This is a genomic window from Aeromonas sp. QDB62 (genome assembly GCF_027705695.1).
Lineage (GTDB): Bacteria > Pseudomonadota > Gammaproteobacteria > Enterobacterales > Aeromonadaceae > Aeromonas > Aeromonas allosaccharophila.
Map to the genome: position 1 here is coordinate 1 of NZ_JAPDCD010000074.1, position 11,252 is coordinate 11,252.

Sequence of the window (11,252 nt, forward strand, 5' to 3'; positions counted from 1 at the left end):
AGAGCCGGCTGGAATGACGACTATCGGGCTCAGTTATTCTTTGGTTAAAATATCAACAAAGTGTGCTCCCGCCCTGGCATTCTGGTGAGTAAAATATCACGCTCGCGCATATGTTTACGCACCGGCGTGAATCTGCATTCAAATTAATTGTGAGAGAAAAAAGAAGGTGGAAGGCTGCCTGCAACATAGTATTCATATTTAACGCGCGACGTATTCGCTCATCCGGTTACAGATGTTACTGCCAGCATTCACACTATTTACCTTCACGTCACCCTGCGTAATTAACCAGAGCGTAAATATCCATCCCAATCGATAAAGATGATAATTATTCTTGTTCAATGGCAACCAAAAGAAATTAGCAGGGATGATGATGATGACAAACGAGAGGCGTGTTAATCATCAACCGAGCAGTGGCGCCAGCAACTGCAGCGCCTGATCAAACTCGAACTCGTTGACCGCCCGGCTCACCTCTTGAAACGCAACACGCAGCGGCGATGCACTGCCAGCCAGATCAGCCTCTATCTGCTGACAGAGCGCCAACGCCTGGGCATCGCTCTGTGCCAGCAAGGCCCCCAACTGCTGCAGTTGCGCCGCCAGCATCTCGGCATCGATGCCTCGGGGGATTGCCACCGTCACGGAGGAATCTGCCAGCGCAGCTTCCAGCCCAGACAGCAGCGGCGTCAGCTCGGCCATCAGGGATGGCAAGCGGGTTGCGACCCCTGCATCATCCCTCTCTTCACAGGCTCGCTCGAGCAGCGCCGCCTGCTCCGCCACACCAATCGCCCCTATGGTGCTGGCACTGCCCTTGAGGGTGTGAGCCAGACGCCGGGCCGTGACCTTGTCATCCGAGGCCCACGCCGAGTGGAAACTGGCTGCAAACCCCTGCTGCCCCTGCCAGAAGCGCTGCAACATATTGCGGTAGAGCGCACCGTCGCCCCCCATCACGGCCATGCCCCGTGGCACATCAAGGCCGGGCACGCCTTGCCAGGGGGTCGCATCGTCTGACACCTGCCACTTGCTGGCGGCCGCCAGCGGTCTGGCTGGCTTGATCCAGTGCGAGAGAGTCGCCAGCAACAGCGGCATATTCAAGGGCTTGGCGATGTGGTCATTCATGCCTGCCGCCAGCGCCTTCTCTTTATCTCCGGCCATGGTGCTGGCGGTCATGGCGATAATGGGGAGCCCGGCCAGCGCCGGATCGGCGCGGATCAACCGGGTCGCGGTATACCCGTCCATTACCGGCATCTGGCAATCCATCAGGATGCCGTCAAAGCCGCGATCTTGCGCCAGCAGAGCGAGCGCCTGCGCCCCATCACAGGCACAGACCAGCGTGATCTGCTGCTTGCCCAACAGGGCCAACGCCACCTCCCGATTCATGTCGTTATCATCCACCAGCAGCAGACGAGCACCCGCCAGTCCATGACCGGGCAGCGCCACCTGATGATGGGGGCTTGCATCCGATAACGCCTCTCGCCCCACGGCATCGCCCCCCAGCGCCTGACGCAGTGCCTGACACAGAGCCTGACACAGTGCCTGCGGGGTAAACGGATGGACCAGCACATCACAGAGCGGCAACCCCTGCGCAGCAACATGGCTGGCAACCAGTGCGGGCTCGCCCGAGGTGATCAGCAAGATCGCGGGCGGCACTGCCAGCGAGGCAACCTCCTGCAGCACCTCTGGCAACCAGCTATCCCCCTCCTGCCAGCCCAGTACAACTCGATCACAGGGTTTGCCCGCCGCGATGCCTTGATGCAGCAGTGCCAGCAGCGCGGCGGGAGCGTCAGCGCAGACAAGATCAACAGGCAGCGCCGCCAACTGGTGGAGAATGGCCGTTCGCGAAGCAGGGCGCGGCTCCAGCAACAGCAGACGCTGCGGCACCAACGGCATCGCCACACGTTGCTCTTTCTCCTTACCCTTATCCGCCACGGTGGCGAGCCGAATACGGAAGTGGAACTCGCTGCCCTGCCCCGGGGTGCTCTCCACCCGGATCTCCCCGTCCATCAATTGCACCAGATTGTGCGTGATGGCCAGGCCAAGGCCGGTGCCGCCATATTTGCGGGTGGTCGAGCTGTCAGCCTGCTCAAAGGAGTGGAAGAGACGCTGGCACTGCTCGGCCGTCATGCCGATACCGCTATCCTGCACACAGCCCTGCAGCCAGATCTCGCCATCGCGCTCGTCACTGCGGGCCAGCCGGATAATCACCTCTCCCTGCTCGGTGAACTTGATGGCATTGCTGGTCAGGTTGAGCAGGATCTGGCCAAGCCGCAGGGGATCGCCGCGCAAACGCTCAGGCAGATCACCGGCCAGATCGAACAGCAGCGCCAGCCCCTTTTCCCGCGCCCGGAACGCCGTCAGATCCGCCAGCCACTCAAATACCTCGTTGAGCCGGAAATCCACCTGTTCCAGTTGCAGCTTGCCCGCCTCCATCTTGGAGAAGTCAAGGATGTCGTTGAGGATCCCGAGCAGGTTGTTCGCCGCTCTGTCTATCTTGCTCACATAGTTGTGCTGCTCGGGGGAGAGACTGGTTTGCAGCGCCAGATGGGCCATGCCGATGATCGCATTCATCGGCGTGCGGATCTCATGGCTCATGTTGGCCAAAAATTCGCTCTTGGTTCGGGTGGCATCTTCGGCGATCTGCCGGGCTTCGAGCATGGCGGCCTCCGCCTGCTTGCGGTCGCTGAAATCGAAGATGATCCCGTCCAGATAGACGGCCTTGCCCTCGGCATCATAGGTGGCGAGCCCGATGGAGTAGACCCAGCGGATCTGACCCCAGCGATCGAAGATGCGGTACTCGTTGATATATTGCCGGTGTTCCGCAATGGCCTCGATGGTGTTGCGGTTGCTCAGTTCGAGGTCATCGGGATGGATCAAGTCACCAAAATCGCGGCAGTTGCCCACGCCGACAAAATCGCTGGCGGGATAGCCGGTCAATTTTTCCGCCTCGTCGCTGACGAACAACATGGTCCAGGGGTGATGAGGCAGGCAGCGATAGACCATGCCCGGCACGTTGCGCACCATGGACTGGATCCGCTGTTCGCTCTCATGCAGCCGCTGGCGATCCGCCGCAATCCGATCATGGGCCTCCCGCATGGCCTGCTCGGCGGCACGGATCGGGGTGATATCGACCAGGCTGCCGACCGCGCCGCTACGCTCGCTCTCGGCAAGCTCGATCCCGGAGAGAAAATAGAGCATGTCCAGAGGACGACCATCCGGCGAGAGCAGACGCACCTCATGCTGTGTTCTGGCCTGACTGCCCGCCACCCTCTGCAAGGTGTTGCCCTCATCCACCGCATTCAGCCCGGCCAGTTGCGGCAACTCCGCCAGCCGCTTGCCCTCGACCGGGCGGGCGCCACCAAATGCGCTGGTAAAGGCGCGATTCACCCCCAGCAGGCGGCCCTGATTGTCGGTATAGAAGAGAGGATGTGGCAGGGTATCGATCAACGCCTGCTGGAAGGCAAACTGCTCGTTGCGCTCGCGAATGCTGCGGCGGCGCAACATCCGCCCCTGCCAGAGCAGCGCCGAGATCAGACAGATCAACAGGGCGGTCCCGAACAAAGCCACTCGCCGCCATCCTGACACGGCCTGATCCACATTGCCCAACAGCAGCAGCGTCCACTGCCCTTTGGCATCGTGCCACTCGATAGGCATGCGGCTCACCAGATAGCTATCCTTCCCGATCCGCACTTCACGGCCGTCGAGTGCAGGCAGGGTCACCGGCTGGCGATCCGGTGCAAAATAGTGTCCATAGAGGCGAGAAGCAAAGAGCTGCTGTTGCCTGACGGCAGAGTTCGGTCCTACCACCGCCATTTGCCAGTCGCTCTTGTTACTGGCCATCACCACCCCGTCGGGCGAGACCAGCAAGCCGATGGCATTGCCCCACCCGGCCAGAAAGGTATCGAGCAGCGTCATCTCGTAGCGCGCCACCACCACCCCGGTAATGTCGCTTCCTTGCGCCCGATCGTGAGAGACCGGCGCCGCCACATAGATCATCCGCTTGCCGGTATTGAGGCTGACCCCGGCATCCACCGTTTCCAGCCCCAGGATCCCTTGCCTGAAATAGGAGCGAAACGACACATCCTGCCCGACGACATGGCGGCCAAGCGCATCCCAATCACGGACAATCACCCCTGCTTTATTGGTAACAAAGGCATGATTGGCCTTCACCCCTTGTGCCAGCACCTGCAGTGCTTCGCTGGGGGTGAGCTCCCCCCGCTCGAGCAGTGATGCTTGCTGGATCTCGCGGTTGAGGCGGCCAGCCAGCTGCACCGCCCCCATCCCCTTGCTTGAGAGGGTCAGTTGCTGCAAATTGTCGCCCTCGCGCTGAATGCGGGTATCCAGCGACTGGCGATACTCCTGCCGCTCCAGTTCCAGATAGAAGGCATCGACCAGCGTGGCCACCATCAGGGAGAGCAACAGCACGGCGGCAATCTGCCAGAGACGGGATTTCATGGTTGAAAACATGCTCCATCGTTCTGCCCGACAATCATCAGCACCAACGCCGCCTCACAGGAGAAGACGTGGCGATAGAAGAGCTCATTGAGCAGCCCATTCATCACCTTGTGGCTGTCAGTTTTATCATCAACCAGCAGCACCAGAGGACGAGCTGCGTCCGGGGCAAGATGTTCCATATCTCGTGACTCTCCCTGCCAAGATGGAGGATGGCGACCCTTGCCAACCTTTCTCACACCATAACGGATCCCTGAACTGGCAGCCACGACAACCCGGTTGAAATGTGCGCACCACCATGCCCGCACCAGCACGTGGCAAGGGATAAACCGGATAAAAGGAAAAAGCGGATATGGGAGAGTGGCAGCCGCGCGCATCACAAGAGGGTCCGCGCCAACAACCGTGGTGATATCAGATTAATCTCGTTATCCCGTTGGGTGATGAGCCAGCTTGCAGATTGATATTTCCAGCGCAAGGTAGCAGAGGTATCGATTGACCAGAGTCATGCACCCTATATTATCATGCTCAAAATGAGCTGGCAGGATACAGCGACAGATGGGCACATCAGATAGCCATATGGACATAGCAAAAATAATTTCCGGGCCCACGCTGGTGCTGGAAAAAGATAATGTGCACAGCGATGCGCTATGCCATCAGTTACGTGCCATTGGCATAAGCCAGATTACGGTGGTGGAGAGTGTCGAGGCGCTGGAGCGGTGCATGGCTGATAGCCCCGCCGCCATGATCATCTGCAATATCGATATAGACTCTACGAATCTGCTCACGCTGCTGAAAAATATCCGCAGCACGGCGCCTCACCACACACTGCCTTTTTTGACCCTGACCTCAGGGACCGATCGCCCATTGATCGAACAATTTGTCCAGGCGAAAGTCTCTGACATTATTTTGACCCCGCTCAAGCCCGATACCCTTAAAACCAGGATCACCCGGCTGCTGTTGGCAACCAGTCAATCGCAGCACCTACACTCGCAATTCGACTTCGGCCGTTTGCACCGTGTTTCCAACAGCGATCTGGTCGCCAGCAATCAGGACAGCCCCACCATTCTGGTGGTTGACGATATTCCAGATAATTTGATGCTGATCACCTCGGTATTTCGCAAAGAGTTTCATCTCAAGCTGGTCAAGGATGGCGAAAAAGCGATCCGGATCTGCCAATCGGATAATCCACCCGATCTGGTGCTGCTCGATATCATGATGCCCAACCTGAACGGATTCGATGTCGCCAGAATTTTGCGTGAACATCCCCACTCAGAGCACATCCCCATCGTCTTTATGACGGCACTGGATGATATCTATTCCCGTAAACGGGCGATGAAACTCGGAGCAGTCGATTTTATCACCAAGCCGATCGACATCGAGATGCTGCGTTTTCGCATTGCCAATCTGATGCGGCTGGTGCATGCCAGAAGAGATCTGCAAAAAGAGTTCGATCAGATGCTTGAGCTCAACGCGCTCAAAGAGAGCCTCGAGTTCAATATCCGCTATGAAATCCGGGAGCCGCTGCTCAATGCGCTACACCTGCTGGAAGAGCTGGCCGCCGACCCGACGCTCAACATGGTCCAAAAAACCCAGCTCTCCATCACCAGAAAATCGGTGGGCGATGCGCTGGCATTGACCCGTCTGGCCTCCGAGATCTACCAGATTGAAACCGGCTCCTTTGTGTTGAAAGCGGGTAAAGTCCAGCTCTTTGATATTTTCAACCGGCTCTCGGTGCAGTTCAAAAATCTCTATGCCGGAAAAAAGCTCGATATCAAGCTGACCAAACCCAAAAATTATCTCTATGACGAGCTGTTCATCGCAGGTGACGAATTTCTCTGTTATTCCGCGTTTCAAATATTGATACGGCTCGCCTGCGAACATGCAACCCCCTCCTCCTGTGTGGAGATTGTCTGTCTGAAAAACCCTGACAGCATTATCTTGAATATTGATAGCTCGACCTTGCTGGATCTCAGCCACGCCTTGTCTCTGTTCGATAAATCCACCTCCTCCGATAACAAAGATGCGCGCAGTCGCAATGGCTACCATGGCAAAATCATGCTGGAAGCCCATGGCGCCACCGTGACGGTGTCGCTCGATGAAGAGACCCGGTTGCTGAATATCTCGGCGCACTTCCCGCAAAAAGAGGATTTCAACCCATATCCAGAGTGAGCCGGGTCCACGTCGTCGTGCCCAGCCATGACATCGCCGCGGATTATTTTCCTCTTCTGCGATGCGCGAATAAAACACGAAGGATTTATCACCACCCTGCTATTCATCGTCATCTGGTCATCGTCATCTGGCGGTTTAACGCAACGGGAAATTTTCATGCATGCAGCAAGAAGGGCCAACACCATGAAGCCATCCATTATTCCGTTGGGTTATCTGTTTTATGTCCCATCCCGCCGTCCCATCCATTAAGGAGATAACATGAATCTCATTCGCCGCGTTATCCCCTTGTATGTCCACATTGCCCACCTGTTTCTGGGCTTGCTGCTGGTGTTTGCCCTGATCACCCTTGGTCACCAATATCAGCAGACCAAAACCATGTTGATGAATGAGGCGGAAGAGAGATTCAGCCTGATTGGCCAACTGACGACGCAGGAGCTGGAAGGGCTGTTCCGCTCCTCGGCCCTGAGTGTCAATCTGCTCTCCCAGCAGCGCCTGACCGAAGCCGACACCCTGGCAGCACGCATGGCCAACATCCCCTATATGGCGACCCTGCTAACAGGGCAGCCCTCGGCCAACGGGGTCTATGCCGGTTACAACAACGGCGATATGTTCTGGCTGATGCGCTGGCCGACCGACACCGATGTGCAACACCTGACGCCTCCCGCCAATACCCGCTGGATCGTCCAAAGTGTCCGGCATCTGGAGGCAGCCACCCTCACGGATATCTTCGCGCTGGCCGACAACCTCGCCATCATCGCGCACAAACAGGTATCAGGACTCACATTTGATGCAAGAGAACACCCCTGGTTTATTCAGGCCAAGCAGGCCGGACGACTGGTGCAGACGCCCCCCTATATTTCGCTCGATTCTCAGGAGATGTACCTGAGCTTTGCCAAACCGATGCAAAACGGCGCTGGCATCATCGGAGTGAGCCTAAATCTGCGTTCCATCGAACACTTGCTCAAATCTGCCATGATCACCCCCAATATGCGGCTGGCCATTGTCAATGAGCAGGGGGAGCTGATCACCAGCCATAAAGGCGGGATGATCATTCACGGTGAGAAGGGGGGATTTCGACTAGCCAAAGTCACTGAAGCCGACCTTCCCATGCTGCAACATCTGATCGATGCCAGCCAACGTCAGCATATGGATAAACTGACGTTTCAATCAGAAGAGCGCGATTGGCAAGGTATGCATGTTGAGCTGCCGGAAGCGGATGAATCACGGCTATCACTCTGGATTGCCGCGCCTGTCGATGAACTGCTGGCCAAGGCCATCACCATTCGCAATCAGACCTTCCTTCTGTCGGGTATCTTCCTGATCCTTGCCCTGCTCGCGGCCATCAAGCTGGCCAGAACCGCCGCCAGGCCCCTCGATGCCCTGACACAAGAAGCAGGGAAAATAGCCCACTTCGACTTCAACGAGCCGGTCAGGGTCAACACCTATATTGCTGAAATCATCGATCTCTCCCAGGCCATGGGCGACATGAAATCAACCATTCAGCGCTTTTTGCAGCTTTCCACCTCCCTCTCCAGCGAGACCAGTTTCCCCCGCTTGCTGGTGCGGCTGCTCACCGAAATGCAGCAACTGACCGGTGCAACAGGCTGCATGCTCTATCTCTCCGATAGCGGCAACAAGACGCTGGATCTGGCGGGGTTGTGCTGGAATGGCGAGGTGCAGGAGCAAACGCCGACCCACAGTATCGGAACCCTCAATCAGCCAAAACATCCACTGTTCCAGAGCTTGCAAGGGGTGGAACTGGAACCGGTTGCGTTGGTCTCCAGCGAATTGCAGATCCTGTTTCCCTACATCGAGGAGAGCGACACACAGCTGACCTTCTGGCCGATTGCCCTGAAAAACCGTGATGGCCTACTGCTCGGCACCCTGGTGTTTCTGATCGATGAACAGCAAAAATCCCTGACTCCGCAGCGGATGGCCTTTGTCAAAGCCCTTTCCTCCACCGCCGCCGTGGCACTCACCACCCAGCGACTGCTGGAGGAGCAGCGCAATCTGCTGGAAGCCTTTATCCAGCTCATCGCAGGGGCTATCGATGCCAAGAGCCCCTATACCGGTGGCCACTGTCAACGAGTGCCCGAACTGACCAAGATGCTGGCAGAAGCGGCATGTGAGGCCCGGGAGGGACCATTCCAGCACTTCTCGCTCGATGAAAAACAGTGGGAAGCAATACATATCGCGGCCTGGCTGCACGATTGCGGCAAGGTGACCACCCCGGAATTTGTGGTCGACAAGGCCACCAAGCTGGAAACCCTGTGCGATCGCATTCACGAGGTCAGGATGCGCTTTGAAGTGCTGAAACGGGATGCCGAGATTGCCTACTGGCAGGCACGCCTCCACGGTGATGATGAAATCGCGTTACAGGCCACGCTGCAACAGCAGTGGCAACAGCTGGATGAGGAGTTTGCCTTCATCGCCCGCTGCAACGAAGGGGGCGAATTTATGGCCACGGAGGATATTGCAAGGCTGCAGCAGATCGCAGGCCGCACCTGGCAGCGCACGCTCTCCGATCGGATTGGCATCTCTCAGGATGAGCTGGCGCGCAAACAGCGGGAAGTGGAGTCACCGCTGCCGGTCACCGAGCCGCTGCTGGCCGATCGGCCGGATCACCTCTTCACCCGCAGCAACCGCGACCGCCTTGCCCCTGACAACCCCTGGGGATTTCAGGTCAACACCCCCGAATACCTCTATAACCGCGGCGAGATCTACAACCTCGCCATCCGCCGGGGCACCCTCACCGACGAGGAGCGCTACAAGATCAACGAGCACATGATCCAGACCATCATCATGCTCGAAAAACTCCCCTTCCCCGCCAACCTGAAACAGGTGCCGGAAATCGCAGGGGGACACCACGAGAAGATGGATGGCAGCGGTTATCCCAAGCGGCTGAAACGGGACGAGATGAGCATCCCCGCCCGCATGATGGCCATCGCCGATATCTTTGAAGCGCTGACCGCCGGCGATCGCCCCTACAAGAAAGCCAAGTCCCTTTCGGAGGCGATCCGCATCATGGGATTCATGCAGCAGGATCACCATATCGACCCCGAACTGTTTGCTCTCTTTCTCCGCTCTGGCGTCTACCTGCGCTATGCCGAGCGTTACATGAACCCGGAGCTCATCGACGAGGTGGATATCAGCCCCTATCTCGCCAACCATTGACCGCCACGAGGCACATGGGGTGACCTGATGCGTGCAGTCTGGGGATCTGCACGCAGCCCCGCCTGTCTGACACCGGTGGTCAACCCGATGCGCAATAGATCTGAAGAGGAGATTCACCCGACAGCCATGATAATCCTCTCCATGGAGCCTTGTTTGTGGCAGGGTTTATGGCTGACCCCACGGACACTTGCCAATTGAGGAAATCGAACAAGAAATCGAGAAAAATCAAGATAGATAGCCAAATAAAATAACAAACTTAACTATCATTAACTTGAACGTTTGAAAGAACGTGACCACTTCACATGGATCCAGCGCAATGACCACTGAACGGGAACAGTTGATCCGCTCACTGTTTGATGAGTACATCGAGATGTATTCATCACGGGATGACCGGCTCACAACACGTTTTAGCGACAATTTCAGCGGTTTTGCAGGCAGCAGCGATGTTCTGGTTACCAATCGAGAAGAGTGGGTTCGGATAACTCGCCGCGATTTTGCCCAGATCCCGGACAGGATCCGCCTGGACATACTCGATGTAGCCCTGCAAGATCTGGCCGCTGACGTGGTGGCTGTCACCGCCTTCTTCCATATCCATCTACCAAAATCAGAACCCATCCTGTCTCGGCAAACTGCCCGGCTGGTGCTGATCTTTCGGCATGAAGCCATGGAATGGAAAATTGCTCACAGCAGTATCTCCATCCCTTACGGTCTGGCTCGCGAGAACGAGATTTACCCGATGACCAATCTGGAGGAGCGCCAGCATGAACTGGAGCTGATTATCGAACTCAGAACCAAAGAGCTGGCGGAAGCGAACCGGAAACTGGAAGCGCTCAGCAATACCGACGGGCTTACCAACATTGGTAACCGCCGTCTGTTCGACAACTCATTGCACCAGGCCTGGGAGTGGTGCCTGCAGACAGAGATGCCGATTGCACTCATCATGCTCGACATCGATCATTTCAAGCAGTTCAACGACCTCTATGGCCACGTGGCCGGTGACGAGTGCCTTCGATTGCTGGCCCACACACTGGCACAATCCGGACGCCGCTCGGGGGAGTTGGTGGCCCGCTACGGCGGAGAAGAGTTTGTCATCCTGTTGCCACATGTCGAGCATCAATCTGCGTATGATATTGCCCAACACATACAGCGGCTCATTTTTGCACTCGCGCAGCCACACGCACAGAATGCCACCGGTCTGGTGACCGTTAGCATGGGTGTCGCCTGCCTCAGGCCATCGAGTCACCGGCAACCGTCAGAGCTGGTAAAACTCGCTGATTCCGCGCTCTACACCGCCAAGTCATCCGGCCGTAACTGCATCAGAATCGCTGAGCCACGACATTGATAGGCCGGTAGTTTTTTACCCTGTTATAAAAAACCATCCAGGATATAGTGAATCGCCCCTGGTTTTCTAGACACTTTGTTGCTGAAAAATAAACTGCCTTTCAAACTCTACCGGCGACAGCCCA

The 11,252-nt window shown here is 57.0% G+C and carries 5 protein-coding genes; 3 read left to right on the plus strand and 2 right to left on the minus strand.

Features of this window, described 5'->3' with window-relative positions:
- Positions 1–399: 399 nt before the first annotated feature.
- Both OKC27_RS21660 and OKC27_RS21665 read right to left on the minus strand, forming a co-directional pair.
- Positions 400–4,458 carry an ATP-binding protein gene (locus OKC27_RS21660; protein ID WP_270806686.1) on the minus strand — a complete coding sequence of 1,353 codons (4,059 nt, stop codon included), beginning with the start codon at positions 4,456–4,458 and terminating at the stop codon, positions 400–402.
- Entirely contained in the window at positions 4,443–4,625 is a 183-nt protein-coding gene (locus OKC27_RS21665) for a hypothetical protein (protein WP_182939574.1), read from the minus strand. The genes OKC27_RS21660 and OKC27_RS21665 overlap by 16 nt, the downstream gene beginning before the upstream one ends.
- A 538-nt stretch (positions 4,626–5,163) precedes the next feature.
- Between OKC27_RS21665 and OKC27_RS21670 the strand changes: the two genes are divergently transcribed.
- The 3 genes from OKC27_RS21670 (at position 5,164) to OKC27_RS21680 (ending at position 11,128) form a co-directional block, all read left to right on the plus strand.
- Entirely contained in the window at positions 5,164–6,612 is a 1,449-nt protein-coding gene (locus OKC27_RS21670; protein WP_182939573.1) for a response regulator, read from the plus strand.
- 258 nt (positions 6,613–6,870) lie between these two features.
- The gene (locus OKC27_RS21675; protein WP_182939572.1) at positions 6,871–9,786 is read left to right on the plus strand and encodes an HD domain-containing phosphohydrolase; all 2,916 of its coding nucleotides are present in this window, start codon (positions 6,871–6,873) and stop codon (positions 9,784–9,786) included.
- Between the two features lie 316 nt (positions 9,787–10,102).
- Complete coding sequence (locus OKC27_RS21680; protein WP_182939571.1) at positions 10,103–11,128, plus strand: GGDEF domain-containing protein; 1,026 nt, start codon at positions 10,103–10,105, stop codon at positions 11,126–11,128.
- Positions 11,129–11,252 lie beyond the last annotated feature (124 nt).